This window comes from Streptomyces araujoniae (assembly GCF_050871195.1).
Classification (GTDB): Bacteria; Actinomycetota; Actinomycetes; order Streptomycetales; family Streptomycetaceae; genus Streptomyces; species Streptomyces bacillaris.
Genome location: NZ_CP194070.1, coordinates 7,794,820 through 7,820,318 on the forward strand (window position 1 = coordinate 7,794,820; position 25,499 = coordinate 7,820,318).

Genomic DNA, 25,499 nt, shown 5'->3' on the forward strand with positions numbered 1-25,499 from the left:
ACGCCGCCATCCGCCACGCCGCTCACGCCTTTCCGCCCTCCCGGAGGTCGTCGCCGACCCCGTCCTCATATCCGGTCCGGACTTCGTCGCCGACGCCGTCCTCGTGCCCGTTCCGCAGCTCGCCCTGGCGGCCGTCCCGAAGGCCGTCCGACGTGTCCCGAACCTCATGCCGGTCCGCGCCCGCAGTCGCCGCCGAAGGCTCGGTCGCCTCCGCGCCCGCGTCACGCCGCACCTGAACCCCGACCCGCAGCACCGGCGTACGGGCCAGGCCGAGCTCCGCCAGACTCGCGTCCAGCACCCGGACCGCCTCCGAGCGCACCTCCTCCGGGTCGCCATACCCCACGACGACCCGTACCCGGGCCCGCCGACGCCGGACGCCGACCCGCGCTCCGACCACCCCGGAGACGGCGAGCGCCCGCTCGCGCAGGACGCGGGCCGCAGCCGTGCGGTCCAACTGCGCCCGCACCTCCGGCGCGGACACGCCCATCCGCAGCCGCCGCCGGGAACCCGGCAGCAGTGCGCACCCCAGCAGCCAGACGCCCGCGAGCGCCGCCACCGCCCCGCCGATCCGAACGGCGGAGTCCGCCGGACCGTGGGTCGCCGCCCAGTCGAGGACAGCCGTACGCCAGTCGGCCGGGGCACCGCCGAGCCGCACCGCGATCACATCGGCCAGCAGCAGCCCGCACGCCACGGCCCCCGCGACCGCCAGAAGCGCCGAGGGAACACGCCGTTCCGCCCTGATCCGGGCGCTGGGGACCACCTCCGGAGCCTCGACGGCATCCACGTCCCCAGGAGCCCCACGCGTCACCACGGCAGAGGCCGTGGCGACCGTCAGCGCGTCGACGCGGACCGCGGCGCGGGGCACGGACAGCCCCGTGAGGGCCGCCGTCCGCGCCTCCGCCCGCTCCCGCACCCGCTGCGCCGCCTCGTCGGCCCGCACCGGGTACGGCAGCCGCACGTCCACCGCGATCCGGGCGGAGGCCCCGCGCACCGTGGCCGAACCCCGGGTCACCGACCCGCCGCCGGGCAGGGCCTCGGCGGCGGCCCGTTCGGCGATGCGCCGCACCGTCCTCGGGGCCACCGTCGTCGTACCGCGCTCACCGGCGGGGACCGTCACCGCCGCCTCCCCGCCAACTCGTCCAGGAACTCCCGCAGCCCGGTGCCCCGGTCCGCGAGGTGACCGGCGAACCAGCCCAGCGCCCCGAGCGCGCCCACCACGAGGAACGCCCCGAACCCGCCGAACCAGCCCGCGAACCCCAGCGCCATGCCCGCGGCGGCACCGAGCACACCCCGGCCGCCGGGCACACCGCCCACCGGTTCCGGCCCGTCCACCCTCCGAGTCACCGCGTCACGCCACGCGGGTCTCGGCGGGCGCGGCCTCGTCGTCGTCCTCGGGCAGGTGCACGTCGTTCACGGTCACGTTGACCTCGACGACCTCCAGACCCGTCGTACGCTCCACGGCCGCGATGACGTTCTCGCGTACGTCATGGGCGACATCGGTGATCGCGACGCCGTACTCGACGACGAGATCCAGGTCGATGGCCGTCTGGCGCTCGCCCACCTCGACCTTGACACCCCGCCCGACGTTGGGCCGGCCGCCCGGCACCCGGTCGCGCACCGCGCCGATCGTGCGGGAGAGCCCGCCGCCCATGTCGTGCACGCCCGGGATCTCCCGCGCCGCCATCCCCGCGATCTTCACGACGACGGTGTCCGCGATCGAGGTGCGGCCCCGGGTCGCGGCGGGCTCGGACGCGCCGGTGGCACCGCTCCCCACGGTCGTCGTCCCGCCGGCGCCCTGCTTCGTCCCGCCCGTGCCCTGCCCCGTGCTCGCGGAGGGAACGGCTGCTGCTGCCTGAGTGGTGGTCATGGAAACTCCTCGCACATCGCTCGGCTCGTTCTGCCTGACATCTCTTTGGACACGCCGTCCGCCGATTCGTCACGCGGGTTCCCGGAAATCTTCTGCCGACCCCTGTGGCGTCCGAGTTCGAGAACCCGAGTTCGGGGCAGATCGGTGCGTGACGTTCCGGCGGACGGTGTGTCCAACGGAGAGGACCGAGAAGCAGAGAAGACGACAGCACCGGGAAGGTGACGTGGAAGCGATCGCGGGAGGGGCTGGTCCGTGCCCGGCAACGGGAATGAGATGACGGCACGGGCGCCGCAGGGCACCCGTACCGACGAGACGCTGCTGGTCGTGCGCGCCGGTGAGGGCGACGAGGAGGCGTTCGAGGTGCTCGTACGGCGGCACAGTCCCGCCATGCTGCAACTCGCGATGCGGCTCCTGGGGGACCGGGCGGACGCGGAGGACGCCGTTCAGGACGCCTTCGTGAGCGCCTGGCGCAAACTCCCCGAGTTCCGCCGGGACGCGGCCTTCTCCACCTGGCTCCACCGCATCGTCACCAACCGCTGCCTCAACCGGCTCCGCTCCCGGAGACCGGCGGCGGCCCTCGACGCGGTCCCCGAGCAGGCCGCCCCCGACCACCAGGCGTCGCCCGCCCGCGCCGTGGAGTCGCGGGCCGCGGCCGACGCACTGGCCCGGGCGATGGCGGACCTCTCACCCGAACAACGTGTCTGCTGGGTGCTCCGCGAGATGCAAGGACTGTCGTACGAGAGCATCGCGGACACGGTCGGAATCAGTCTGCAGGCGGTCCGAGGCCGGGTCTTCCGGGCCCGCCGCTCCCTGACGGAGGCGATGAGCGCATGGCGATGAGCGCAGACCCCGGCCTGCCGGAAGAGAACGGGCACGTGCCGGGAGAGGACGGGCAGGAGCTGGAGGAGAACCGCTACCGGCCGGATGGGAACCGACACGAGCCGGAACAGGACCCGTACACATCCGGGCGGAGCCGGGACGAAACGGAGGAGGCGGAGGACGAACGGCTCGCCTGCGGGCGTCTGCTCAGCGAGGTCTGGGACGCCGGTGACACCGGCCGGACCGCCGACGACCCCCACCTCTCGGCCTGCCCGCACTGCTCGGCCGCCCTGGCCGAACTCACCGGCCTGGACGCCGCCGTACGCCGCACCTGCGCCGAGGAGCCCGATGTTCCGGAGGCCACCGCGGCCGCGATCACGGCCCGGGTGATGGACCTGGTCCGCCTCGAACTGCGCCCCGGGCGTGCGCTTCCCCTCGGGGAACCGGAGGAGGACCACTGGATCGTCGAGGCTGCCGCGGCCCGGCTGCTGCGGGCTGCGGTCGACGCGCTGCCCGGGGTACGGGCCGGGAGCTGCCGGATCGCCCCGCTCGACCCGGCCGACCCGACGGGCCCCGTCCATGTGCGGGTCGAAGTGGCGGCGAGCCTGGAGCGGTCCCTTCCGGAGGTGGCCGACGACGTACGCGCCCGGATCGCCGCCGTCGCCGACCAGGACATCGGCATCCGCCTCGGGGCGGCCGACGTCATGGTCGTGGACATCCTGGACGACGAGCACGACGACGGCCCGGCGCACCGTTCGTACGGAGCGTACGACGGGCGCGAGGGCCATGGCACGGGAGGAACAGCGCGATGACCGCCGATGCACCGCGGGACCGGGAACAGGACGGGGAGAGGGACCGGAACCGGGACCAGGACCGCCTGGCCGAAGCGGCGGCCCGGGCCGCCGAGGGCGTTCCCGGCGTCGCCTTCCTGCGCCCCGGGGTCGTGGACCTGCTGAGGACCCGGGTCGCGGACCGGGCCCCGCGCCTCGCGACGGGCCCCGGTCCGCGGACGCAGGGGGTACGGGTGAGCCGGGACGCCACGACGGGCACCTGGCACATCGACCTCCGGCTCGTCCTGCACCGCGGCCACCGTGCCCTCGATGTCACCCGGGCCGTCCACACCGCCACACTGGTCGCCACCCGCGGCGAGCCCTCGGTCTCGGTGCGGGTGACGGTGACGGGGGTGGTCTGAGCCCCGACGGACGGACGGGGGGAAGCGGGGGAGACGGCGACGGTCCGCCCCCCCCCGCGGATCAGGCGCTCAGGCGCGCCATTCCGCCGTCCGCTCCGGCGACGCCTCCGCCAGCGCCTTCGTGACGGCGTCGGCATCGCCCTGGTGGCCGTAGACCGGTGTGCCGGGCTGCTGGCGCCACGACTCGTCGAGCCCGCCCGCGTCGACCGTGTCGAAGCCGAGTCCGTCGATCAGGTCGCGTACGGCCTGCTTCGCCACCGGGTCGTCCCCGGCCACCGGCAGCGCCTGCCGGCCGGGGCTGCCCGCCGGGCGGCCCCGGTCCAGGATGTCCTGGGCGTAGGTCCCGTTGAACGCCTTGATCACCGGGTGGCCGAGCTGCCGCTCGGTCCACCGGCTCTCCGGCAGCCCGTCCTCGATGGCGGGGATCCGGCCGTCGCGCTGCGGGTAGTAATTGCCGGTGTCGATGACCGCCACCCCCTCGGCCGCCCCGTCCAGGAGCCCGGAGGGCAGGTCGGGTACGGCCTTGAGCGGGACGGTCACGACGACGATACGGGCGCCCCGCGCCGCCTCGGACGCGGTGACCGGGGTGGCACCGGTCTCCTCGGCCAGGGCCGTCAGGGTCTCCGGGCCACGGGAGTTGGCGACCGAGACGTCATGCCCGAGCGCCGTCAGCCGCCTGGTGAGATTTCCGCCGATGTTGCCCGCGCCGATAATGCCGATCTTCATGGATCCGACCTTCCGATACGTGCTGGGTGGGGGAGCAGTGGTTCTGTGGCTCCACCAACTCCGCTGTCCGGCGAGCTATTCCGGGCCGGTGCGTTCGGGTGACGTCAGGGAGAAGCCGGGTGAAGGGCGCTGTGGGCCATATGAGTGTCCTTGCCGGGCGCTCGCACGGGACGGGGAAGGATGTCCCACCGGACCGATCTCCGCGGGTCCATCCTGGTCGCCGAGTCCATACGGGCCGTTGACCGAAGGAGCGTCGCAGTGACGACGAGGGGCATCTCGCAACCGGTGGAGACCGATGCCGCAGAGGGGGACGAACTGCCGGTACGGCGCAAGGAGCCGGGCAATGTCGTCGTCAAGTGGATGACCAGCACGGACCACAAGACGATCGGCACGCTCTACCTGGTCACGTCCTTCGCCTTCTTCTGCGTGGGCGGGCTGCTGGCCCTGGTGATGCGCGCCGAACTGGCCCGGCCCGGAACCCAGTTGATTTCGAACGAACAATTTAATCAGGCGTTCACGATGCACGGCACGATCATGCTGCTGATGTTCGCGACGCCGCTGTTCGCCGGGTTCGCCAACTGGATCATGCCGCTGCAGATCGGGGCGCCCGATGTGGCGTTCCCGCGGCTGAACATGTTCGCGTACTGGCTGTACGTCTTCGGCTCGCTCATCGTCGTCGCGGGCTTCCTCACGCCGCAGGGCGCCGCCGACTTCGGGTGGTTCGCCTACGCGCCGCTGAACGACGCCGTCCGCTCGCCGGGCATCGGCGCCGACATGTGGATCATGGGTCTGGCCTTCTCCGGCTTCGGCACGATCCTCGGCTCGGTCAACTTCATCACCACGATCATCTGCATGCGCGCACCCGGCATGACGATGTTCCGCATGCCGATCTTCACCTGGAACGTCCTGCTGACCGGTGTCCTGGTCCTGCTGGCCTTCCCGGTCCTGGCCGCCGCCCTGCTCGTCCTGGAGGCGGACCGCAAGTTCGGTGCCCATGTCTTCGACCCGGCCAACGGCGGCGCGCTGCTGTGGCAGCACCTCTTCTGGTTCTTCGGCCACCCGGAGGTGTACATCATCGCCCTGCCGTTCTTCGGCATCGTCACCGAGATCTTCCCGGTTTTCAGCCGTAAACCGGTGTTCGGCTATATCGGCCTGGTCGCCGCCACCATCGCCATCGCCGGGCTCTCGGTGACCGTATGGGCGCACCACATGTTCGTCACGGGAGCGGTGCTGCTGCCGTTCTTCTCCTTCATGACGTTCCTCATCGCGGTCCCGACGGGCGTGAAGTTCTTCAACTGGATCGGCACCATGTGGAAGGGGTCGATCTCCCTCGAAACACCGATGCTCTGGTCGATCGGATTCCTGGTCACCTTCCTCTTCGGCGGGCTGACCGGGATCATTCTCGCCTCGCCCCCGATGGACTTCCACGTCTCGGACTCGTACTTCGTCGTCGCGCACTTCCACTACGTGGTGTTCGGCACCGTGGTCTTCGCGATGTTCGCCGGATTCCATTTCTGGTGGCCGAAGTTCACCGGCAAGATGCTGGACGAGCGGCTCGGGAAGGTCACCTTCTGGACCCTCTTCGTCGGCTTCCACGGCACCTTCCTGGTGCAGCACTGGCTGGGGGCGGAAGGAATGCCCCGCCGATACGCGGACTATCTCGCGGCCGACGGGTTCACCGCGCTGAACACCCTTTCCACCATTGCCTCGTTCATTCTCGGTCTCTCCATCCTGCCGTTCTTCTACAACGTCTGGAGGACTGCCAAGTACGGCGAGCGGATCCGGGAGGACGATCCGTGGGGTTACGGCCGTTCGCTGGAGTGGGCGACCTCCTGCCCGCCCCCGCGCCACAACTTCGTGACCCTGCCGCGGATCCGCTCCGAATCCCCGGCGTTCGACCTGCACCACCCGACGCTGCGGGAGGTCGACGCGGCCGCCAACCGGCCCGACGCCTCCGTCACCGTGGCGCCGGGGGACCGGCAGGAGTGAGCCCGTCCCGCCGCGACCGGAGAGCCCGACGAGAGGAGGACGTGTGAACCCCGACAAGGACAGCGCCCGCGGTCTGGCCCAACTGGAGGGCTACCTGCTGTGGAACGCCGAGATCGAGAGGGCGCGGGCGCAGGCGCGACGCTTCACCGACCAGCTCCCCTGGCTCACCACCGCCCAGCGCGAGGACGTGGAGCGCGTCTACCTCACCGAGCGGGTCGCCGCCTCCCGCGACGCGCTCACCCGCGTCCGCGACCGGGCGGCCGAACTGCGCGGGGAGTACACCGCACGCTACGAGCGGCTCCGGGCCCGCTGTGTGGCCCTCGCGGTCACGGCGGTGGGTGCGGTCACCGCCGTCGCCATCGCGCTGACCCTGCTGCTGCGCTGAACCGGCCGGGATCTGGTACGACCCCCTGCGGTCGTACCGGATCCCGGCCCGGCCCACGGCCCTCCGGGGTTCGAGGGCCGGGCGGCAGCTGTTCCTGAACGGCCCGCGTCGAGCCCCGCCCGAGCCGAGCCCCACCCTGCCCCGCCCCGCCCGAGCAAGCCCCATCCGAGCAAGCCCTGTCCGAGTCCGTCAGGACGCGGCGACCGCTCCGAACCCGGCCCCGCCCGCCCTGCCTTGGGCCGGTCCCGCCCGCTCGGTCCCGCCCGGCCGGCCGATGCTCAGCGGGTGCCGAACTTCTGCGTCCACACCGGTCCGCCGCCGGAGTCCTGCTTTCCTATCCCCATCTCCTTGAAGGCGCAGTTCAGGATGTTCGCCCGGTGCCCCGGGCTGTTCATCCACGCCTCCATCACATCGGCCGGAGTGCGCTGCCCCTTGGCGATGTTCTCGCCGTACGTGCTCCACCGGTACCCGACCGCGGTGATCCGGTCGCCCGGGTCGGTGCCGTCGGGGGAGGTGTGCGAGAAGTAGTCCCGGGACTCCATGTCGGCGGAGTGCCGCTGCGCCGCCGTGGCCAGCAGATCGTTGGAGGTCACCGGACCGCACCCCTCCTTCGCCCGCTCCGCGTTGACGATCTGGAGGACCTGGTCGCCCTCCGACGCCGGAGGCGCGGGTGCGGGCGGCGGCGGGGGCTGCGGGGCCGGGGCGGCCGAGCTGGGCGCGGGGGGCCGGCTGCTCTTCGTCGGCGAGGGCTTGGGCTCGGGCTTGCGCGAGGGGCTCGACGACGCCGAAGCGCCGGCCGAAGGGGAGGACGAGGTGGCGGAGGCCGAGGGGGACGCGGTCGTCGGGGCGGAGGAGGCCGCGGCCTCCGCGGGCAGCGTCGGGCCACCGCTCGGGACCCCGGCGCTCAGCGTCGTCGCGTCGCGGTCCTCGTCGTCGGTGTACAGGTGCACGGCCGCGCCACCGGTCCCCAGCGCCGCGACGGCGACCACGGCGGCGATGGCCGAATTGCGGCGCCGCCGCCGTGCCTGACCGCGCCTGCGCTCGGCCCGCCCCGCTCCGGCCGCCGGGGCCGCGGCCAGCTGTGCGGCCGTGGGCAGCAGCTCCGGGGCCACCATGCTCCCCACGGCCCCGGCCACCGGGAGAAGCGCCAGCCCCACCAGCAGTCCCTCCGCCGGTACCAGCCCCATGCCGTGGCCCGAGCAGACCGTGCACTCGCGGGCGTGCCGGGCCAGCCGCTTGCGCCACAGGGCGGACGGGACCCCGTCCCAGCCGACGAGCATGTCCTCCAGCAGCACACACGGCGGGTCGGCGGCCAGCGCGCCCACCACGACCCGGGCCGCCTCCAGCTGCGCCTTCATCCGCTGCACCCGTACGGCGGTGTGCTGCGGGGAGAGCTCCATGGCGGCGGCGACCTCGGCCCGCGAGAGCTGGCCTCCCGTCTCCAGCCACCACAGCGACAGCAGCGCACGGTCGTCCTCGTCCAGCCACCGGGTCGCCTCGGCCACCTGGCGACGCTGCCCGGTCAGCCCGAGCCGCAGGATGGTCAGCTCGACGAAGTCGGCACGTGGATCGGCCAGGTCGAACGAGTCGTCCAGGCGGTCGGTGGAGCCCGGCCCCGCCTGGCCCTCGCGCCAGTGCCGGCGTATCTCGTTCATGGCTATCGCGACCAGCCAGGAACGGAAGCGCCCCGGATCGCGCAGCTCGGGCAGTGAGCGCAGCATCCGCAGCACCGTCTCCTGCACGACGTCGTCCACGTCCGCGTGCCCGTTCAACGCCCGGCCGACGACGTTGTAGAGCAGCGGCAGATACGACGCTACGAGCTGGTCCTTGGCCTCCTGGTCGCCGTTCCGCGCCGCCGCGATCAAGGCCGTCCCGTGATCCTTGCCCATGCTGTGTTCACTCTTCCGGGGTCCGGTGCTGTCACTTCCCACACTCGGGAGATGCGGAGCGGGCCGGACGATAACAAGAATCCGACGAGCGTCCCGGAAATCCTCAGCGCCCTCGCTACGCGGACGCGCTCCGGTCCGTGCCACGGGACGCCTCCCGTGGCACGGACCGGAGCGCGAGCGGACGGCGCCGACCGGTCGCCGCCGACAGCGGTACGGCAGCGGTACGGACGGGGACCGGATGCGGGTCAGGTACGCGGCGGACCATCCTGGTCGCGCTCCGTACCGAACTGCTGCTTGAGCTTGTCCTGGGCGGAGTCGACCTGGCCGCTGTACTTGCCCTGGGTGCGGTCGTCGACCACGTCTCCGGCCTTGTCGATGCCCTTGCCGGCCTGGTCCTCATGGCCCTTGAACATCTTCTTGATCTTGTCCATCGCGGACATACCTGGCCTCCTCGGCTCTGCGCCCCCACCCGACAAGGGTCACCTCCCGAGGCCCGGCCCGCATCCCCGGCACCTGCCGGGGCGCCGAAAACGGGGGAACGGACAAGAGGGAAGCGGGGCAGGGACGTGTGAAGCCGCGCCGACTGGGCAGATACCGGTCACCTGGAGGAGGTGGTGGCCATGGGCCGCATCCGTATCGTAGTCCGTCGACCACCGCCCCCGTCCGGGCCGCCCCCGCTCGACCTGCGCACGCCGTCCGGCCGGCCGCTGCCCTACTGAGCGGCCCACCGGCCTACCGGGGAGGGGGCGACGGCCCGTCGCCATGGCGGCCCGTCGGCGGGCCCGGCAGCGGTGCCAGCTGTTCCACCAGCGCCTCCAGCTCCACGACCGCGTGCTCCGTCTCGCGGCGGATGTTCTGGTGCTCGGCCACGATCGCGCCGAGCAGCAGCGCCGTGAGCGCCACACACGCGTTGAGCACGGTCAGGTTGATCATGATCTCCATCAGGGTGTGACCCGAGAAGGGCCCCAGGGAATCGGTGCCCGCCGTGATCGCCAGCACCGACACCACCAGGGCGCACGGCGCGCTGCCGGGCAGCTGGAACCGGAGCGCCGCCCAGACGATCACCGGGAACACGAGATAGAGCATCGATTGCGGGCTCCTGGTGGAGATCGTCCCCGCCAGGACCACCGCGACCGCCAGGACGCACGCCTCCGCCCACCGATCGTCCAGCCGGGGCCGCCGCAGCCGGCGCAGCACCAGCAGTACGGGGGTGACCACGAGGACCCCGATGGCATCCCCGGCCCACCACGACGCCCAGACCAGCCAGAAGCGCCCCGGGGGAACCTTGTCGTCGAGCAGCAGGGTCACGCTGCCGACGGTGGCGCTGACCAGCATCCCGGCGAACGCGCCGAGGAAGACCAGGCAGATCCCGTCCCGCAGCCGGTCCAGCTCGCTCCGGAACCCCACCTTCCGCAGCAGCGCGTAGGCGGCCAGGGGGGCGAGGGTGTTGCCGAGGACGATGCCCATGCGCGACACGGTGAAGGCGTCACCGATGACGGAGACCGTGATCAGCGCGCCCAGGGCGATGCCCGGCCAGATCCGCGCCCCGAAGTACAGCAGCGCGGCGAGCGAGATCCCGGTGGGCGGCCAGAGCGGGGTCACCACGGCCCCGTCCACCACCACCTGGCGCGTCAGCCCGAGCCGCCCCGACAGGTAGTAGGCGCCGGTCACGCCCAGGATCTGCGCCACGTACACGGCCCGACGTCTGGCTTCCTTACTGCGGATCACACCGCTCATCAGACACCGACCGCACGGACGGAACGCCCGGTGACACGCGCCCGAGAGCCTGACGTGCCCGTGCCCGGCAGCCTGACGTCCCGGTGTCCGAGGTCCCGCAGGCCTCCGCAGCCGCCACCCGGGCGCATTCCGACGAGCGGCGCCGAAGGTGCCCCCGCGCCCGACACGGCCCGGGTGCCCGCCCGCCGTCACGGCCGACCGGCACTCCCACCGCCCCCCGCCGTCACATGTCGGCCGTCACCGCCGCTCCGCTCGTCACCCCGCCCGGGCCGGAGCGTGCCGAAGGACGAGGACGGCCGCGTCGTCCTCGTGGCCCGTCCGCTCCGCGGCCCCGAGGACCCCGTCGGCCAGCTCGTCCGCACCCGCCCCGGCGTGGGCGGAGACCAGCTGCCGGACCTGGTCGAGGCCCTCCTCGATCAGCAGCGAGGGACCCTCGACGACCCCGTCGGTGAGCAGCACGATCGCGCCCTCGGTGTGCAGCGTGCGCCGGGTGACCGGATACCTCTCACCCGTCTGGATGCCCAGCGGCAGGCCCCCGGGGTCCTCCGTCACCCCCGACCGCCCGTCCACGGTCGCCCACACGCTGGCCACATGCCCCGCCCGGGCGCTGCACAGCTCCCAGCTCCGCGGATCCAGCCGCAGGAACGTACAGGTCGCGAAGAGACCGGAGTCCACCGAGAGCAGCAGGTCGTTCGTGCGGCCCAGCACCTCACCCGGGTCGGAGACCGTACCCGCGATCGCCCGCATCGCGATGCGCACCTGCCCCATGAAGGCCGCCGCCTCCACGTCGTGCCCCTGGACGTCGCCGATCGCGAACCCCACGGCCCCGTCCGCCATGGGGAAGCCGTCGTACCAGTCACCGCCGATGTCCAGGCCGTCGCGCGCGGGAGCGTACCGGGCGGCCGACCGCAGGCCGGGAAGGGCGGGCAGGGTCGCCGGAAGCATGTCGCGCTGGAGGGCCTGCGCGAGTTCCACTCTGGCCTGGTGGAACTCCACCTCCCGCCGGGCGCGGGCGGTGAGGCTCTGCAGCGTGGTCAGCAGGTCCTCGGCGCTCACCGAGCGGGGGGTCCGACGCCGGTTCATTGGCTGCTCCGCGGTGCGTGAGTCCCTGCATCATATGGCGCGCGTCACGCGGCGGCGACTCCGCCGGGAGGCCGCCGCCGACCCTGCCGGATGGCCGCGCACGCCGGGCCGTTGTCAGTGGCCGGTGCGATGCTGCCAGCATGGACGAGCTGATGAGGCAGCGGCGGGTGTACGGCACCGACCACGACGACCCGCACCCCGGCCCGAGGCCGGGCCACGACTACCGGGAGCTGGTCGGCGGTCCGCTCGACGGACTGCTCCTGGACGTCACCGGCTGGAGCGACGAGGCCCTGCGCGAAGGCGCCGGACTCATGACCGAGATAGGCGCCTACGGTCCGGGTGGCCGGGCGGAGTACGGACCCCGTTCACCCGACGGCCACCAGTGGGACTGGCGCGGCGACGTCCGCTGGTAACCGCAGGCCGGGCCGCCTCCGGGTGACCGTCCTCCACCCCCGCCCTGGGGGAGAGGAGGCGCAGGTCATCCGATAGATTCTGCCGTCATGTGGGCTTTGAGCGCTGTCGGATACCGTCGGCTGGGCACGGCAGCCGCCCTGGCGACCGCCGTGGGCGGCTGGATCTCCGGAAAGCTGCCCGCCCACGACCCCTGGGGGCTCTGGGTCGACCACGGAGCCTCCGTGCGGATCCCCGCGGCCGTCCTCGCCTACGCCGGACTGACCATGCTCGTCGTCGCCTGGTGGCAGTACGGCAGAACCGCCGCCACCGTCCGCGAGACGCTCACCACCCTCGCCTGGTGGACGGCACCGTTCCTGCTCACCCCGCCGCTCTACAGCGCCGACGTCTACAGCTACATCGCCCAGGGCGCCATGGTCGTCGAGGGCCTCGACGTCTACACCGTCGGCCCCTCCAGTCTCGACCCCGCGGGGATCGGCGGTGACGCGGCGGCGAGCGTCGGCAACCACTGGCGCGACACCCCGGCCCCGTACGGACCGCTCTTCCTCCTGCTCTCCGCCGCCGTGGCGAAGACGACCGGCGGCACGATCGTCCCCGCCGTCCTGGCGATGCGGCTCATCGCGCTCGCCTCCCTGCTCCTCATCGTCTGGGCCCTGCGCCGCCTGGCCCGGGAGCACGGCACCGGCGAGAGCCGTGCCCTCTGGCTGGGCGCGCTCAATCCGCTCCTGCTGATGCACGTCGTCGGGGGCATGCACAACGACGGCCTGATGATCGGCCTCATGCTCGCCGGGTGCGCCCTCGCGCTGCGCGGCCGCTGGGTGGCCGGCAGCGCCCTGATCGGACTGGCGATGATGGTCAAGTCCCCGGCCGCCGTGTCGCTGCTGTTCATCGGCGTCATGGTGCACGCCTCCGCGACCGGGCCGCAGGTACGACGGTGGGCCAAGGGGCTCCTCGCGCCCGGACTCGTCGCGTGCGCGGTCGCCGGATCGGCCACGCTGGTCAGCGGCACCGGCTTCGGCTGGCTCCGCACCCAGGGCGTCGCCGGGAACATCCACACCGCGCTCTCCCTCGTCAGCGACCTCGGCCTGGGCCTGGGCGAACTGGGCCGTCTGCTCCTGGGCACCGACCCCGAACCCGTCACATCCGCCGTGCAGACCCTCGGACTGGCGGCGGCGGTCGTCCTGATTCTCGTCCTGGCCCGCAGGTCGATGAGCGGCCATCTGCCCCCGGTCCACGCCCTGGGCCTCGGCCTGCTGGCGCTCGTCGCGCTCTCGCCCATGGTCCAGCCCTGGTACCTGCTGTGGGGTCTGGTGGTCGTCGCCGCCACCCAGCAGCACGGCCGGCTCGTCGCCGTCCTCACCGTCCTGTCGGCCGCGCTGGTCTACGAGACCCACCCCGCGGGCGGCACCCCGGCCTTCGGCTTCGTCCTCGCCGGAATCGCGGCGCTCGTCGCCACCCTCGTCATCCGCCGCACCCCGTCCGTGCCGGAGCCCGCGCCGGTGCCCGGACCGCGCGGAGCCCACCCCGACACCCCGCATGCCCCGCGGAGCGCCGGGGCCCCGCGGGGAACCGCGTAGATAATCGCTCGACGCCCCGCGCGGGCCTCCGGTACCGTGATCACGTCCTGTCGTCTCCGATAGAGGTGGACGTTGCGCATCTGAGGTCCGCGATCATCACGCGGTACGGCCCTGGCCCGTACACCGTCACGACACCGCCGGCACACCCGCCGCCCGTGACGCCCGCGTGGATGCGACCTCGGTGCTGAGCCCGTCCCTCCCTTCGCAGGACCGCTCTCCCCACCACCCTCCGGCCCCCCGGGCCGGGTCGCCGCGTGCTTGTTCGCATACGAAGCCCCCTCTCCTCCGAGCTTCCGACTGCGAGAACCACCATGAGCCATCCCACCGCGCCCGCGGCCTCCGTCGCCGTATCCCACCTCACCCACCGGTGGCCCGACGGCACGGGCCTCTTCGACGGGCTCTCCCTCACCGTCCCCCGGGGCCGCACCGGCCTCGTCGGCACCAACGGCACCGGCAAGTCGACCCTGCTGCGGCTCCTCGCCGGAGAGCTGCGCCCCACGGAGGGCTCCGTCACCGTCGGCGGAAACCTCGCCCATCTGCCCCAGAACATCACCCTGGACACGGAGCTGCGGGTCGACGCCGCCCTCGGCATCGCGGAACGGCGGGCCGCCCTGCGCGCCATCGAGGCCGGGGACGTACGGGAGGCGCACTTCGCCACGGTCGGTGACGACTGGGACGTCGAGGAACGCGCCCTCGCCACCCTCGGCTCCCTGGGACTCGGCGCCGTCGGGCTGGACCGCACCGTCGGGCAGCTCTCCGGCGGCGAGACCGTCCTGCTCCGCCTGGCCGCCCTGCTCCTGGAGCGCCCCGACGTCCTCCTCCTGGACGAGCCCACCAACAACCTGGACCTCTTCGCCCGCCGCAGGCTGTACGACGCCGTCGACTCCTGGCGCACCGGCATCCTGATCGTCGTCAGCCACGACCGGGACCTGCTGGAGCGGGTCGACCGCATCGCCGAGCTGCGATCCGGAGCTGTCGGCTGGTACGGCGGCGGCTGGTCGGCCTACCAGGAGGCCCTGGCCACCCAGCAGGAGGCCGCCGGGCGGACGCTGCGCTCCGCCGAGGCCGACGTACGGCGCAGGCAGCGCGAGCTGGAGGAGACCCGGATCAAGGTCGACCGCCGCCGGCGCCACGACAAGAAGCTGGACGACCGGCGCAAGGCTCCGCGCATCGTCGCCGGGGAGCGCAAGCGCTCGGCCCAGGAGTCCGGCGACCGGCTGCGCGGACTGCACGAGGACCGGCTGGCGGAGGCCCGCGAGCGCAGGGAGGAGGCCGCCGACGCCGTCCGCCGGGACGCCGAGATCAAGGTGAGCCTGCCCCGCACCGCCGTACCCGCCGGGCGCACCGTCCTGACGGTACGGGAGCTGAGCCTGCCCTACGGACGGCTGCGCGACGGCAGCCTCCAGGTCAGGGGCCCCGAACGCATCGCCCTCGTCGGCCGCAACGGGGCGGGCAAGACGACCCTGCTGCGCACCGTCACCGGGGAACTGGAGCCGGGCGCGGGCGAGGCCACCGTCTCCGTGCCCCTGAAGTTCCTCCCGCAGCGGCTGGACGTCCTCGACGACACCCTGAGCGTCGCCGCCAACGTGGCCCGCACCGCCCCCGGCACCACCGACAACGAGATCCGCTCCCAGCTCGCCCGGTTCCTCTTCAAGGGAGCGCGCGCCGAGCAGCCGGCCGGCACCCTCTCCGGCGGCGAACGCTTCCGGGCCGCGCTCGCCGCGACGATGCTCGCCGCCCCCGCACCGCAGCTGCTCCTGCTGGACGAGCCGACGAACAACCTCGACGTGGCGAGCGTGCGGCAGCTGGCGAGCGCCCTGGAGTCCTATGAGGGCGCCCTCCTCATCGCCAGCCACGACCTGCCGTTCCTGGAGTCCGTGGCCATCACCCGCTGGATCGTGCTCGACGACGAGCTGCGGGAGAGCGACGCGGAGGAGGTCCGGGCCCTGTTCGGCGACGCGGACCCGCCCGCGGCGGGCACCCTGTGACGCGCGCCGGGGGCCCCGGGCGCGGGGGGTGGGTGCCTGATCGATTTCGTACCGGTCCGCCTCCGGGCGCTCCCGTCGGACCGCGGGCGGCTCAGGCCGCTTCGTAGTGGTGGGCCCGTCCGCCCCGCCACTCCACCCAGACCGGGTTGTCGAGGAGCCGGTCCGCCTCCTCGAGGCCGGCCTCGCTCAGGAACACGATCACGTCGTGGTCGCTGTGGGCCAGCCCGAGTATCTCGTCCCGGCCTTCGTAGTGCACGGTCACCCGGCGGCCGCCCGAGGGGGTCGGCCGGTGGATGACGATCGGGGGATTAGCCATGGGTCCACCCTGCGACGCCCCCCGCCGCCGCGCATCCCCGGCCGGTCCCCTCCGCGAGCGGGCCGACGGAGGCCCGCGAAAGGCGCCCGCCCCCGTCCCCGGGGCCCGGAGGGGCGCTCACCGCGCGGTGGCGCCGAGTTCCACCGTTGTGGTGACGCGCACCAGGGACGGGGTGCGCGGGGCGGAGCCGAACCCGAAGGCGACGGGCGGATCGAGCGGGGCGAGCGGACCGAGGTCCACCCCGTCCAGCACCGCGTCGGCCGCCACGACCGGCCGCAGCCCCCGCGCCCCGTACCACTCCCGCCGTCCCGGACCCGCCCGCCCCAGGGTGCGCACCCCGGGGAGCAGCAGCCGGGCCGGCACATCGCACAGGGCCGCCCAGTGCGGGCTGCGGACGAGCGGGGCCGGTACGGCGGAGAGCAGCCGCCCGAGGGCGGACGGGCTCCCGGCCCGCAGCCGCAGCGACAGCGGCCCCGCCTCCACCCGCCAGAGCGTCCTGGTCCCCGTGACGGCCACCGGGACCACCTCGATCCGGTCGAAGCGGTAGGTGGCGGCGACGAACTCCGCGATCCGGCCGGAGGGCGCGAGCAGCACCCGTACGCCGTCGGGATGTTCGACCATCACGTCGCTGAACGACCCGAACGGCGAACGCGGCCAGTGCCCGACCACCAGCCGGGTCCCCGACGCGGTGCCCACCCCGGCGATCCAGCCGTCGAACCGGAGCCGCTCGCCCGCCACGGCGCCTACTCGAAGCGGGACGGGTCGCCCGCGCCCCGCCGGACGATCTCCGGCTCGTCACCGGAGAAGTCGATGACCGTGGTCGGCTCGGTGCCGCACTCACCCGAGTCGATCACCGCCTCCACCTCGTGGTCGAGGCGCTCCTTGATCTCCCAGCCCTGCGTCAGCGGCTCCTCCTCGTCCGGCAGGAGGAGGGTGCTGGAGAGCAGCGGCTCGCCCAGCTCGGCCACCAGCGCCTGGGTCACCACATGATCGGGGATGCGGACACCGACCGTCTTCTTCTTCGGGTGCAGCAACTGGCGGGGCACCTCCTTCGTCGCCGGGAGGATGAACGTGTAGCTGCCGGGCGTGGCCGCCTTCACCGCGCGGAACACGTCGTTGTCGACCCGGACGAACTGCGCCAGCTGCGCGAAGTCGTGGCAGACCAGGGTGAAGTGGTGGCGGTCGTCGAGGTTGCGGATGGTCCGGATCCGGGCGATGCCCTCGCGGTTGCCCAGCTGACAGCCCAGCGCGTAACAGGAGTCGGTCGGATACGCGACGAGCGCACCGGAACGGATGCTGTCGACCACCGTGCTGATGGTGCGCGGCTGGGGATTCTCGGGGTGCACGTCGAAGTACTTGGCCATCCAGCGAGCTTACGTGCTCCCGGGCCGCCCGTCCGGCGACCCCGGGGATATCCGGAAGCGGCCGGTCCGGGCACCGCCCGCAAGGGGGCGGACCCGAAAGCCGGGGAGGCGGCCCGGAAATCGGACCGCCTCCCCTTCACACGTCCCCGCGGTCAGACCGTGGCGGCGCCGACCAGCTCCTCCAGGACGTCCTCCATCGTCACGAAGCCGATGACCGTCCCCTTGTCGCCCGCGACGGCGGCCAGATGCGTCCCGGCGGCACGCATCGCCGTGAGGGTGTCGTCGAGCGGGGTGTCGATCTCGACCCGGATGACCGGGTGGATCGCGCTCGCGGGCAGCGGCTTGGTGCGCTCCGCCACCCCCAGGGCGTCCTTGATGTGGAGATAGCCGAGCACCCCGTCGTCCGGCCCGGTGACCGGCAGCCGGGAGAAGCCCGAGGCCACGGCCGCCCGCTCCAGCTGCTGCGGGGTGATGCCCAGGTCCACGGTGACGGTCCGGTTGAGCGGGACCATGACCTCGCCCACCGGCCGGGTGCCCAGCTCCAGGGCGTCCCGCAGCCGCTCGCCGTCGGCCGGGGCGAGCAGCCCCGCCTCGCTGGAGTCCTTGACGAGCCGGACCAGCTCGTCGTCGGTGAAGACCGACGCCACCTCGTCCTTGGGCTCGACCTTCAGCAGCCGCAGGAGGGCGTTGGCGAGGCCGTTGATACCGAAGATGACCGGGCGCAGCGCCCGGGTCAGCCACACCAGGGACGGGCCCAGCGCCAGGGAGGTGGCGACGGGCGCGGCCAGCGCGATGTTCTTCGGGATCATCTCTCCGATGAGCATGTGGAGATAGGTCGCCAGGGTCAGCGCGATCACGAAGGCGATGGGGTGGACCAGCGGCCCCGGCACGCCGATCGCGTCGAACGGCGGCTCCAGCAGATGGGCGATGGCCGGCTCCGCGACGGCGCCCAGCACCAGCGAGGAGATGGTGATGCCGAGCTGGGCGGTGGCCATCGCGGCCGACAGGTGCTCGATGCCCCACAGGGTGCTCTTGGCCCGCCGGCTGCCCCGCAGGGCCTGCGGCTCGATCTGGCTGCGGCGCACGGAGATCAGGGCGAACTCGGCGCCGACGAAGAACGCGTTCGTCACCAGGGTGAACGCGCCGATGAGAAGCTGAACGGTGGTCATCGGGCGTCTTCCTCCACCAGGGTCAGGGCCGGGAGGGGCGCGGTGATCCGCACCCGGTCGGCCCGGTGGTGCTCGATGTCGAGCACGTCGAACTGCCAGCCGTCGACCTCCAGCCGGTCCGCGCGGACCGGGATGCGGGCGAGCTGGTTGGCGAGGAGCCCGGCGAGCGTCTCGTACGGGCCCTCCGGGGCGGTGAAGCCGATCCGGTCGAGCTGGTCCAGCCGGATGCTGCCCTCGGCCTCCCAGACCTGGCGGCCGTCACCGAGCGGCTCGGCCGGTGCCAGGTCGGGGCGCTCGTGCGGGTCGTGCTCGTCGCGGACCTCGCCCACGACCTCCTCCACGATGTCCTCCACCGTGGCCACGCCCGCCGTACCGCCGTACTCGTCGATGACGACGGCCATGGTCCGGTGCTTGCGCATCTGCGCCAGCAGCCGGTCCACGGGCAGCGAGTCCGGTACGAGCAGGGGCTCGGTGGCCAGGGCGGTGACCGGGGTCCGGGTCCGCTCGGACTCGTCCAGGGCCAGGACGTCCCGGATGTGGATCGTCCCGATGACCTGGTCCAGGCTGTCGCGGTAGACCGGGAAGCGGGAGAGGCCGGTGGCGAGCGTGAGGTTGGCGGCGTCGGCCGCGGTGGCGTGGGCCTCCAGGGCCCGGACGTCCACCCGGGGCGTCATCACGTTCTCGGCGGACAGCTCGGCCAGGTGCAGGGTCCGTACGAACAGCTCCGCCGAGTCCTCCTCGATGGCGCCCTCACGGGCCGAGTGCTGGGCGAGGGCGATCAGCTCCTGCGGGGTACGGGCCGAGGCCAGCTCCTCGGCCGGCTCCAGGCCGAACCGGCGCACGGCGCGGTTCGCGGTGTTGTTGAGGTGCCGGATCAGCGGGGCGAAGCAGGCCGTGAACGCGCGCTGCGGCCCGGAGACGACCTTGGCGACGGCCAGCGGGCTGGAGATCGCCCAGTTCTTCGGGACGAGTTCACCGATGACCATGAGGACGACGGTGGACAGCGCCACACCCAGCAGCGTCGCGACCGTGGACACGGCGCCCGACGGGAGCCCCACGGACTCCAGGGCGGGGCGCAGGAGCACGGCCAGGGACGGTTCGGCCAGCATGCCGATGACCAGGGAGGTCACGGTGATGCCGAGCTGTGCGCCGGACAGCTGGAACGTGAGCCGCTTCGCGGCCTTGAGCGCACTCTCGGCGCCGCGCTCACCGGCGGCGGCGGCTCGTTCGAGTTCGCCGCGCTCGATGGTGGTCAGCGAGAACTCGGCCGCGACGAAGACCGCGCACGCCAGCATCAGCGCGAGGGCGAGGAGGAGCAGAAGTACTTCGCTCACCGTGTCACCTCCGTCCCTTGGTGTGCAGGGGCAGGGATGACACGGCTCGTACTGGGAGGCTCACCCATTGCGGTACCGCAGCTCCTTCTCTGTTCGGGTCGTCGTACTCGACGTCGGGGGCGGGGAAAACCCGCCTTGATGATAGTAAAGGGACCGCAAAGCAAAGGGGAGTGGCGGGCATCACAGCGCGGGTCGGCCGATCGGCGGGCCCTGAGCAGGTGTCCGAGCCCTCCCGCGCCAGAGTCTAAGGAGTGGACGGCCGACATGGTGTTCAAGAAGTTACTGGGAGCCCTCGGGGTGGGTGGCCCCTCCGTCGACACCGTTCTGCAGCCCGATCCCGCCCTTCCGGGCGGCGCTCTTTCGGGTGAGGTGCGGCTGAAGGGCGGCGGGAGCGATGTGACGGTCGAGGGGATCACCCTTCTGCTGGTCGCCCGCGCCGAGATGGAGGGGCAGGACGAGGAGCACGAGGGCACGGTCGTCCTCGAACGGTTCACCGTCGGCGGCGGCTTCCGGCTCGGCGAGGGCGCGGAGCACTCCGTGCCGTTCACCGTCACCCTGCCCTGGGAGACCCCGGTCACCCACCTCCACGGCCAGCACCTGGGCCCCGTCCTCGGCATCCGTACGGAGCTGGAGGTGGCCGGAGCCCGGGACAAGGGCGACCTGGACGCGCTGGCGGTGGCTCCGCTGCCCGCCCAGGAAGCGGTCCTGGAGGCGTTCGGGCAGCTCGGCTACGGCTTCAGGTCGGCGGACCTGGAGGTCGGTCACATCCGGGGCACCGGCCAGCAGCTGCCGTGCTACCAGGAGATCGAGATCGTGCCGCCCGCCGAGCACGCGCACGCGGTGAACGAGATCGAGGTGACGTTCCTCGCATCCCCGGGCGGCCTGGAGGTCGTCATCGAGGCCGACAAGCGGGCCGGGCTCTTCTCCGGGAGCCACGACACCGTGCACCGCTTCACCACCTCGCACCACCCCGCCCCCCAGGCCGACCGCAACGCCGAGGTCGACGGCTGGCTGCGGCAGGTGATCGGCGCCCACGCGGCCCACGCGGCCCCGTACCCGTACGCCCAGGGCGGCGGGCACCACGACCACCACCACGAGGGGCACCACCGCTCCGGCCCCGGTACGGGGGCGGTGGTGGCCGGAGTCGTGGCAGGGGCCGCCGTCGGGATCGTCGGCGGCATGGTCGCCGCCGAGGTGATCGACGAGATCGGGGACGCCTTCGAGGGCGACGACGACGGCGGGGAGGGCGACGAGGGGGAGTGACCCCGGCGGGATGACCTCGGCGGAGTGATCCGGCGGGGTGACACCCCCGCGACGGCCCCGCGCCGAAGCCTTGAGGGGTATCGGCGCGGGGCCGTCGCGTTCCCGCGCACGGGACGGCGTACGAGGACCGGCGTGCGCGGGACGGCGTGCGCGGGACGGGACAGAGCAGGACAGCTCTTGGTCCGGCTGGCACTCCGGGCAGGTGTGGTGGGCCCCTGACGTGGAAGGTGGGGGAGTGGACCACAGCCCTGACGCAGGGAAGTGCGTCCACCACCCTGACGCCGATTCCGACCAGGAGACACATGACCGCCGAATCCCGGACTCCCGACCCGCGCCACCAGCGCCCCGAGGGGGTCGGCGACACCGCCGTCGAGGCGCTCGGCGCCCTCTCCAAGGCGCTGGAGACCACCGAACGGGCCCGCGGCGCGCTCTACACCTTCCACCAGCTCACCGGCAGCGCCGACCTCAGCCTCGACGACGCCGTACGCCTCCTCCGCGAGGCGGGGCACGGCGACCAGGCCGACCGGGTCGAGCGGGAGATCCTCGGCCGCAACGTCATCCCCGGCCACTGGACCTTCCAGATCGTCGAGGAGTACAACGCCACGTACTACGACGTCTTCCGGACGGTCGAGCAGGAGATCCGGGGGCAACTGGCCGAGGGCCGCGACCACGTGTACGAGGCCGAGATGAAGGAGGCCCGCCGCACGCGGGGGCATCCGGACCACACCGCGACCTGAGGGGTGTCGCACGCATCCGTCCGGCCCCCTCGTGCGGAAGGATGCGGTACCGGCCCAGCCGGGAAGGAACCCTGCCCGATCGACCGAGAGGGAAGCCGTGCCCGACCCCGACGTCGTCATCGTGGGCGCCGGAGCGGCCGGGCTGAGCCTGGCGTACCACCTCTGCGCGCCGGGCGGCGCCGTACCGCTGTCGGTTCTCCTCGTCGACGCCCCGCCGGGTTCCCTGCGGCCGCCGCCGCGCACCTGGTGCTACTGGGAGCCGCCGGGCGGCCCGTACGACTCCGCCCTCGCCGCCTCCTGGCCACGGCTACGGGTCCGGGCGGCCGACGGGGCTCCCACGGTGAGCGACCCGTCCCCCTTCCGCTACAAGATGCTGCGCTCGGACGCCTTCGAGACCCTGGTCGGCCGACGGCTCTCCGACGCACCGGGCTTCCGCCGCATCGAGGCCGAGGTGACCGCCGTCCGGGACACACCGGACGGCGGCGCCGAAGTCCTCACCGAGGGCGGACAGGTGCTCGTCCGGGCCCGCCGGGTCTTCGACTCCCGCCCGCCCCGCCGTCTGCCGCCCGCCCGCACCACCCTGCTCCAGCACTTCACGGGCTGGTTCGTGCGCACCGAGCGCCCCGCCTTCGACCCGGCGACCGCGGACCTGATGGACTTCCGCACCCCGCAGCCGCCGCGCGGGCTCTCCTTCGGCTACGTGCTGCCGCTCGACCCGCACACCGCCCTGGTCGAGTACACCGAGTTCTCGCCCGCCCCCCTCACACCCGACGGCTACAGGCGCGCCCTGCACCACTACACCCGACAGGTCCTCGGACTGGGGGAGTTCCACATCACCGCACAGGAGCGCGGGATCATCCCCATGACGGACGGCCGCCTTCCGTCCCGTGCGGGGCGGTCGGTGTACCGCATCGGCACCGCCGGAGGCGCGACCCGCCCCTCCACCGGCTACACCTTCGCGGCCGTCCAGCGCCAGACCCGGACCGTCGCCGACGACCTGCGTGCCGGACGCGGGCCGCGCACAACCGCGCCGTACGGGGCGTGGCCCCGGGCGATGGACGCCGTCCTGCTGCGGGCCCTGGACAGCGGGCGGGTGACCGGCGCCGACTTCTTCACCCGCCTCTTCCGGGCCGTCCCCGGCGAACGGCTGCTCCGCTTCCTGGACGGCCGCTCGCGGCTCCACGAAGACCTGGCGATCGGCCTGCGCACCCCGGTCGTGCCCATGCTGCGGACCGTCCTCGAACTCCCTTTCCGACCGAGAACCGAACCCCCTCAACCGACCGCCCCCGAGGAGAGCACCCCATGACCCTGCTGCGCGGCGACGCCCTGTCCGCGGCCTTCGACCACGGCTCCGCCGCCTACGACCGGCTCGTCGCGGCCAGCCCCGGCTACCACGCCCACCTCCGCCGCTCCGCCCGCCGGCTGGGGCTGCCGGACGGCGGGCGCGGGCTGCGCGTCCTCGACCTGGGCTGCGGCACGGGCGCCTCCACGGCCGCGCTCCTCGCCGCGGCCCCGTACGCGCGTGTCACCGCAGTCGACGCGTCGGCCGGCATGCTGGAGAGGGCCGCCGAGAAGAGCTGGCCGGAGGGCGTCGCTTTCGTGCACGCCCCGGTCGAGGAGCTGGCCGGGCGGCTGAACCCCCGCTCCTACGACGCGGTGTTCGCCGGCTACCTCTTCCGCAACCTCACCGACCCCGACAAGGCCCTCGATCTCGTCCGCGGGCTGCTCGCCCCGGGCGGGCGGCTCGCCGTGCACGAGTACACGCTCGGCGGATCACCCGTCCACCGCGCGGTGTGGAACGCCGTCTGCGCCGCGATCATCCAGCCCGCCGGACGGCTCGCCGGGGATGCCGGGCTCTACCGCCATCTCCGGCGCAGCGTCGTCGAGTTCGACACGGCCCCCGCCTTCGCCGGACGGCTGCGGAGGGCCGGGTTCACCGACGTACGCGTGCTGCCGCTGCCCGGCTGGCAGACCGGGATCACCCACACGTTCACCGGCCGCACGGGGGAGGAGGCGTGATGTTCCTACGGGACAGCGGCGGCGGGCACCGGCGCGGCCGGGACCGCAGAGCGGCCGTACTCCCCGCCCCGGACGGCAGCCCTCGCTTCACCGGACCGGACGCCCCCGCCGTGGCCGTCGTCGGCGGCGGCATCGCCGGAATCGCGGCGGCCACCCTGCTGGCCGAACGCGGCGTCCGGGTCACCCTCCACGAGAGCGAACCGAGCCTGGGCGGACGGCTGTCGGGCCGGTCCACCCAACTGGCCGACGGCACCACCGTCACCATGAGCCGCGGCTTCCACGCCTTCTTCCGGCAGTACTACAACCTGCGCGGCCTGCTCCGCCGGGTCGACCCGGGCCTGGACTCGCTCACCCGGCTGCCCGACTACCCGCTGCGCCACAGCTCCGGACTCCACGACAGCTTCGCCCGGGTGCCGCGCACCCCGCCCCTCAGCGCCCTGGGCTTCGTCGCGCTCAGCCCCACCTTCGGCGTGCGCGACCTGGCCCGGATGAACCCCCGCGCCGCCCTGCCCCTGCTCGACGTCCGGGTGCCCGAGGTGTACGAACGCCTCGACTCCACCAGCGCCCACGACTTCCTCACCCGCATCCGCTTCCCCGAGGCCGCCCACCACCTGGCGTTCGAGGTGTTCTCGCGCAGCTTCTTCGCCGACCCGCGCGAACTCTCGGCGGCGGAACTGGTCCTGATGTTCCACATCTACTTCCTCGGCTCCAGCGAGGGCCTGCTCTTCGACGTCCCGGACGAGCCGTTCCCCACCGCCCTCTGGGACCCGCTCCACCGCTACCTCGAAGGCCACGGCGCCGACGTACGGACCCGAACGCCCGTCCGGCAGCTGCGGCCCCTGCCGGACGGCGGGCTCGACCTGACCACTGATCAGGGCACCACGCGCTACGACGCCGCGGTCCTCGCCCTGGACAGCGGCGGGCTGCGCCGGGTCGTCGCCGCCTCCCCGGAACTGGGCGACGCCGGATGGCGGGACCGGATCGAACGGCTGCGGAACGCCCCGCCGTTCCTGGTCTCCCGGCTCTGGCTCGACCGGCCGGTGGGCTACGACCGGCCCGGCTTCCTGGGCACCAGTGGCTACGGCCCCCTGGACAACGTGAGCGTCCTGGAACGCTGGGAGGGCGAGGCCGCCCGGTGGGCCCGGCGCACCCGGGGCTCGGTCGTCGAACTGCACGCGTACGCCGTCGCACCCGACGCCGACCGGGGCGCCGTCCAGAGCGAGGCGCTGCACCAACTGCACCGGATCTACCCGGAGACGCGGAGCGCCCGCATCGTCGACGAGCGCCACGAGTGGCGGGCGGACTGCCCGCTGTTCCCCGTGGGCGGCTACGCGGACCGGCCGGGCATCCGCACTCCCGACCCGGCTGTCACGGTGGCCGGGGACATGGTCCGCACCGGGCTGCCGGTGGCGTTGATGGAACGCGCGGCCACCAGCGGCTTCCTCGCCGCCAACGCCCTGCTGGAGCGGTGGGGCGTCCGCGGACAGACACTCTGGACCGTGCCGCGCGCGGGACGCTCGGCGCTGCTGCGGGGCCTCGCAGCGCTCGGAGCCCCCTGAGGGGAGGTCCGCCCCCTGAGGAGGAGGGTCCGCCCGCTGACGGCCCGCGTCCGTCGGCGGAGCGGCCCGCGCCGG

25 protein-coding genes and 1 pseudogene are annotated in these 25,499 nt (G+C 73.3%); 13 read left to right on the forward strand and 13 right to left on the reverse strand.

The features are described from left to right. Nucleotides 1-22: 22 nt before the first annotated feature. From ACQ9ZG_RS32775 to ACQ9ZG_RS32785, 3 genes are read right to left on the reverse strand one after another with little or no spacing between them, the layout of a single operon-like run. Complete coding sequence (locus ACQ9ZG_RS32775; protein WP_499281540.1) at nucleotides 23-1,117, reverse strand: DUF6286 domain-containing protein; 1,095 nt, start codon at nucleotides 1,115-1,117, stop codon at nucleotides 23-25. After that, nucleotides 1,114-1,344 carry a hypothetical protein gene (locus ACQ9ZG_RS32780; protein ID WP_028417764.1) on the reverse strand — a complete coding sequence of 77 codons (231 nt, stop codon included), beginning with the start codon at nucleotides 1,342-1,344 and terminating at the stop codon, nucleotides 1,114-1,116. Before ACQ9ZG_RS32780 ends, ACQ9ZG_RS32775 begins: the two co-directional genes overlap by 4 nt. A 4-nt stretch (nucleotides 1,345-1,348) precedes the next feature. After that, the gene (locus ACQ9ZG_RS32785) at nucleotides 1,349-1,867 is read right to left on the reverse strand and encodes an Asp23/Gls24 family envelope stress response protein (protein ID WP_028417763.1); all 519 of its coding nucleotides are present in this window, start codon (nucleotides 1,865-1,867) and stop codon (nucleotides 1,349-1,351) included. Nucleotides 1,868-2,140: 273 nt separating this feature from the next. Here ACQ9ZG_RS32785 and ACQ9ZG_RS32790 point away from each other — a divergent pair, with 273 nt between their 5' ends. Genes ACQ9ZG_RS32790 through ACQ9ZG_RS32800 form a run of 3 tightly spaced genes read left to right on the forward strand, consistent with a single transcriptional unit; the run spans nucleotide 2,141 to nucleotide 3,878 of the window. Then, nucleotides 2,141-2,707 (forward strand): RNA polymerase sigma factor, encoded by a 567-nt coding sequence (locus ACQ9ZG_RS32790; protein ID WP_028417762.1) that lies wholly within the window; start codon nucleotides 2,141-2,143, stop codon nucleotides 2,705-2,707. Continuing rightward, nucleotides 2,698-3,498, forward strand: coding sequence for an anti-sigma factor (locus ACQ9ZG_RS32795; protein WP_109917380.1), 801 nt, complete (start codon nucleotides 2,698-2,700; stop codon nucleotides 3,496-3,498). Before ACQ9ZG_RS32790 ends, ACQ9ZG_RS32795 begins: the two co-directional genes overlap by 10 nt. Then, on the forward strand, nucleotides 3,495-3,878 hold the full coding sequence (locus ACQ9ZG_RS32800; RefSeq protein ID WP_109917381.1) for a hypothetical protein: 384 nt from the start codon (nucleotides 3,495-3,497) through the stop codon (nucleotides 3,876-3,878). The genes ACQ9ZG_RS32795 and ACQ9ZG_RS32800 overlap by 4 nt, the downstream gene beginning before the upstream one ends. Nucleotides 3,879-3,947: 69 nt before the next feature. Here the strand turns inward: ACQ9ZG_RS32800 and ACQ9ZG_RS32805 are convergent. Then, nucleotides 3,948-4,628 (reverse strand): annotated as a pseudogene (locus tag ACQ9ZG_RS32805) (NADPH-dependent F420 reductase); the annotation flags it as partial. A gap of 234 nt (nucleotides 4,629-4,862) precedes the next feature. Here ACQ9ZG_RS32805 and ctaD point away from each other — a divergent pair. Together ctaD and ACQ9ZG_RS32815 are read left to right on the forward strand one after the other, a co-directional pair. Beyond that, complete coding sequence (ctaD, locus tag ACQ9ZG_RS32810) at nucleotides 4,863-6,593, forward strand: aa3-type cytochrome oxidase subunit I (protein WP_499281541.1); 1,731 nt, start codon at nucleotides 4,863-4,865, stop codon at nucleotides 6,591-6,593. A gap of 43 nt (nucleotides 6,594-6,636) precedes the next feature. Beyond that, the gene (locus tag ACQ9ZG_RS32815) at nucleotides 6,637-6,978 is read left to right on the forward strand and encodes a hypothetical protein (protein WP_109914026.1); all 342 of its coding nucleotides are present in this window, start codon (nucleotides 6,637-6,639) and stop codon (nucleotides 6,976-6,978) included. A gap of 278 nt (nucleotides 6,979-7,256) precedes the next feature. Here the strand turns inward: ACQ9ZG_RS32815 and ACQ9ZG_RS32820 are convergent, their stop codons facing one another. The 4 genes from ACQ9ZG_RS32820 to ACQ9ZG_RS32835 all read right to left on the reverse strand — a co-directional run bounded on the left by ACQ9ZG_RS32820 (nucleotide 7,257) and on the right by ACQ9ZG_RS32835 (nucleotide 11,687). Further along, entirely contained in the window at nucleotides 7,257-8,867 is a 1,611-nt protein-coding gene (locus ACQ9ZG_RS32820; RefSeq protein WP_499281542.1) for a sigma-70 family RNA polymerase sigma factor, read from the reverse strand. Nucleotides 8,868-9,112: 245 nt separating this feature from the next. Next, nucleotides 9,113-9,307, reverse strand: coding sequence for an antitoxin (locus tag ACQ9ZG_RS32825; protein WP_109917414.1), 195 nt, complete (start codon nucleotides 9,305-9,307; stop codon nucleotides 9,113-9,115). Between the two features lie 292 nt (nucleotides 9,308-9,599). After that, nucleotides 9,600-10,595: an MASE1 domain-containing protein gene (locus ACQ9ZG_RS32830; protein WP_181398409.1), complete on the reverse strand. Its 996-nt coding sequence runs from the start codon at nucleotides 10,593-10,595 to the stop codon at nucleotides 9,600-9,602. A 264-nt stretch (nucleotides 10,596-10,859) separates the two neighbouring features. Next, nucleotides 10,860-11,687, reverse strand: a complete 828-nt coding sequence (locus ACQ9ZG_RS32835) for a PP2C family protein-serine/threonine phosphatase (RefSeq protein ID WP_109916287.1) — start codon at nucleotides 11,685-11,687, stop codon at nucleotides 10,860-10,862. A 140-nt stretch (nucleotides 11,688-11,827) separates the two neighbouring features. Between ACQ9ZG_RS32835 and ACQ9ZG_RS32840 the strand changes: the two genes are divergently transcribed. The 3 genes from ACQ9ZG_RS32840 to ACQ9ZG_RS32850 all read left to right on the forward strand — a co-directional run bounded on the left by ACQ9ZG_RS32840 (nucleotide 11,828) and on the right by ACQ9ZG_RS32850 (nucleotide 15,663). Further along, on the forward strand, nucleotides 11,828-12,100 hold the full coding sequence (locus tag ACQ9ZG_RS32840; protein ID WP_018487763.1) for a hypothetical protein: 273 nt from the start codon (nucleotides 11,828-11,830) through the stop codon (nucleotides 12,098-12,100). Between the two features lie 87 nt (nucleotides 12,101-12,187). After that, nucleotides 12,188-13,675 (forward strand): polyprenol phosphomannose-dependent alpha 1,6 mannosyltransferase MptB, encoded by a 1,488-nt coding sequence (gene mptB, locus ACQ9ZG_RS32845; RefSeq protein WP_109916288.1) that lies wholly within the window; start codon nucleotides 12,188-12,190, stop codon nucleotides 13,673-13,675. A 311-nt stretch (nucleotides 13,676-13,986) separates the two neighbouring features. Beyond that, complete coding sequence (locus ACQ9ZG_RS32850) at nucleotides 13,987-15,663, forward strand: ABC-F family ATP-binding cassette domain-containing protein (RefSeq protein WP_109916289.1); 1,677 nt, start codon at nucleotides 13,987-13,989, stop codon at nucleotides 15,661-15,663. 91 nt (nucleotides 15,664-15,754) lie between these two features. Here ACQ9ZG_RS32850 and ACQ9ZG_RS32855 read toward each other — a convergent pair whose 3' ends face one another. From ACQ9ZG_RS32855 to ACQ9ZG_RS32875, 5 genes are all read right to left on the reverse strand, one after another. Further along, complete coding sequence (locus tag ACQ9ZG_RS32855; protein WP_018487766.1) at nucleotides 15,755-15,979, reverse strand: hypothetical protein; 225 nt, start codon at nucleotides 15,977-15,979, stop codon at nucleotides 15,755-15,757. A 117-nt stretch (nucleotides 15,980-16,096) separates the two neighbouring features. Next, nucleotides 16,097-16,717 carry a hypothetical protein gene (locus tag ACQ9ZG_RS32860; protein WP_386697675.1) on the reverse strand — a complete coding sequence of 207 codons (621 nt, stop codon included), beginning with the start codon at nucleotides 16,715-16,717 and terminating at the stop codon, nucleotides 16,097-16,099. A 5-nt stretch (nucleotides 16,718-16,722) separates the two neighbouring features. Next, entirely contained in the window at nucleotides 16,723-17,343 is a 621-nt protein-coding gene (locus ACQ9ZG_RS32865; RefSeq protein ID WP_028417749.1) for an L-threonylcarbamoyladenylate synthase, read from the reverse strand. Nucleotides 17,344-17,495: 152 nt separating this feature from the next. After that, nucleotides 17,496-18,512, reverse strand: a complete 1,017-nt coding sequence (locus ACQ9ZG_RS32870) for a hemolysin family protein (RefSeq protein WP_109915210.1) — start codon at nucleotides 18,510-18,512, stop codon at nucleotides 17,496-17,498. Continuing rightward, nucleotides 18,509-19,846 carry a hemolysin family protein gene (locus tag ACQ9ZG_RS32875; protein ID WP_109915211.1) on the reverse strand — a complete coding sequence of 446 codons (1,338 nt, stop codon included), beginning with the start codon at nucleotides 19,844-19,846 and terminating at the stop codon, nucleotides 18,509-18,511. Before ACQ9ZG_RS32875 ends, ACQ9ZG_RS32870 begins: the two co-directional genes overlap by 4 nt. A gap of 264 nt (nucleotides 19,847-20,110) precedes the next feature. On the opposite strand from ACQ9ZG_RS32875, the gene ACQ9ZG_RS32880 reads away from it, so the two are divergent. The 5 genes from ACQ9ZG_RS32880 to ACQ9ZG_RS32900 all read left to right on the forward strand — a co-directional run bounded on the left by ACQ9ZG_RS32880 (nucleotide 20,111) and on the right by ACQ9ZG_RS32900 (nucleotide 25,424). Next, nucleotides 20,111-21,109, forward strand: a complete 999-nt coding sequence (locus tag ACQ9ZG_RS32880) for a sporulation protein (RefSeq protein ID WP_109915212.1) — start codon at nucleotides 20,111-20,113, stop codon at nucleotides 21,107-21,109. A 302-nt stretch (nucleotides 21,110-21,411) separates the two neighbouring features. Further along, on the forward strand, nucleotides 21,412-21,846 hold the full coding sequence (locus ACQ9ZG_RS32885) for a hypothetical protein (protein ID WP_109915213.1): 435 nt from the start codon (nucleotides 21,412-21,414) through the stop codon (nucleotides 21,844-21,846). Nucleotides 21,847-21,943: 97 nt separating this feature from the next. After that, complete coding sequence (locus tag ACQ9ZG_RS32890; RefSeq protein WP_499281543.1) at nucleotides 21,944-23,152, forward strand: lycopene cyclase family protein; 1,209 nt, start codon at nucleotides 21,944-21,946, stop codon at nucleotides 23,150-23,152. Continuing rightward, nucleotides 23,149-23,865: a class I SAM-dependent methyltransferase gene (locus ACQ9ZG_RS32895; RefSeq protein ID WP_499281544.1), complete on the forward strand. Its 717-nt coding sequence runs from the start codon at nucleotides 23,149-23,151 to the stop codon at nucleotides 23,863-23,865. Before ACQ9ZG_RS32890 ends, ACQ9ZG_RS32895 begins: the two co-directional genes overlap by 4 nt. Further along, on the forward strand, nucleotides 23,865-25,424 hold the full coding sequence (locus ACQ9ZG_RS32900) for an FAD-dependent oxidoreductase (RefSeq protein WP_181398032.1): 1,560 nt from the start codon (nucleotides 23,865-23,867) through the stop codon (nucleotides 25,422-25,424). The genes ACQ9ZG_RS32895 and ACQ9ZG_RS32900 overlap by 1 nt, the downstream gene beginning before the upstream one ends. The last annotated feature ends 75 nt before the right edge of the window (nucleotides 25,425-25,499 follow it).

Bases quoted from the DNA above. Each gene is read 5' to 3' on its own strand.
- ACQ9ZG_RS32790 (WP_028417762.1), top strand. From the start codon at position 2,141: ATGACGGCACGGGCGCCGCAGGGCACCCGTACCGACGAGACGCTGCTG.
- ACQ9ZG_RS32850 (WP_109916289.1), top strand. From the start codon at position 13,987: ATGAGCCATCCCACCGCGCCCGCGGCCTCCGTCGCCGTATCCCACCTC.
- ACQ9ZG_RS32840 (WP_018487763.1), top strand. From the start codon at position 11,828: ATGGACGAGCTGATGAGGCAGCGGCGGGTGTACGGCACCGACCACGAC.
- ACQ9ZG_RS32795 (WP_109917380.1), top strand. From the start codon at position 2,698: ATGGCGATGAGCGCAGACCCCGGCCTGCCGGAAGAGAACGGGCACGTG.
- ACQ9ZG_RS32835 (WP_109916287.1), bottom strand. From the start codon at position 11,687: ATGAACCGGCGTCGGACCCCCCGCTCGGTGAGCGCCGAGGACCTGCTG.
- ACQ9ZG_RS32865 (WP_028417749.1), bottom strand. From the start codon at position 17,343: ATGGCCAAGTACTTCGACGTGCACCCCGAGAATCCCCAGCCGCGCACC.
- ACQ9ZG_RS32820 (WP_499281542.1), bottom strand. From the start codon at position 8,867: ATGGGCAAGGATCACGGGACGGCCTTGATCGCGGCGGCGCGGAACGGC.
- ACQ9ZG_RS32870 (WP_109915210.1), bottom strand. From the start codon at position 18,512: ATGACCACCGTTCAGCTTCTCATCGGCGCGTTCACCCTGGTGACGAAC.
- ACQ9ZG_RS32825 (WP_109917414.1), bottom strand. From the start codon at position 9,307: ATGTCCGCGATGGACAAGATCAAGAAGATGTTCAAGGGCCATGAGGAC.
- ACQ9ZG_RS32895 (WP_499281544.1), top strand. From the start codon at position 23,149: ATGACCCTGCTGCGCGGCGACGCCCTGTCCGCGGCCTTCGACCACGGC.
- ACQ9ZG_RS32900 (WP_181398032.1), top strand. From the start codon at position 23,865: ATGTTCCTACGGGACAGCGGCGGCGGGCACCGGCGCGGCCGGGACCGC.
- ACQ9ZG_RS32800 (WP_109917381.1), top strand. From the start codon at position 3,495: ATGACCGCCGATGCACCGCGGGACCGGGAACAGGACGGGGAGAGGGAC.
- ACQ9ZG_RS32785 (WP_028417763.1), bottom strand. From the start codon at position 1,867: ATGACCACCACTCAGGCAGCAGCAGCCGTTCCCTCCGCGAGCACGGGG.
- ACQ9ZG_RS32880 (WP_109915212.1), top strand. From the start codon at position 20,111: ATGGTGTTCAAGAAGTTACTGGGAGCCCTCGGGGTGGGTGGCCCCTCC.
- ACQ9ZG_RS32855 (WP_018487766.1), bottom strand. From the start codon at position 15,979: ATGGCTAATCCCCCGATCGTCATCCACCGGCCGACCCCCTCGGGCGGC.
- mptB (WP_109916288.1), top strand. From the start codon at position 12,188: ATGTGGGCTTTGAGCGCTGTCGGATACCGTCGGCTGGGCACGGCAGCC.
- ACQ9ZG_RS32885 (WP_109915213.1), top strand. From the start codon at position 21,412: ATGACCGCCGAATCCCGGACTCCCGACCCGCGCCACCAGCGCCCCGAG.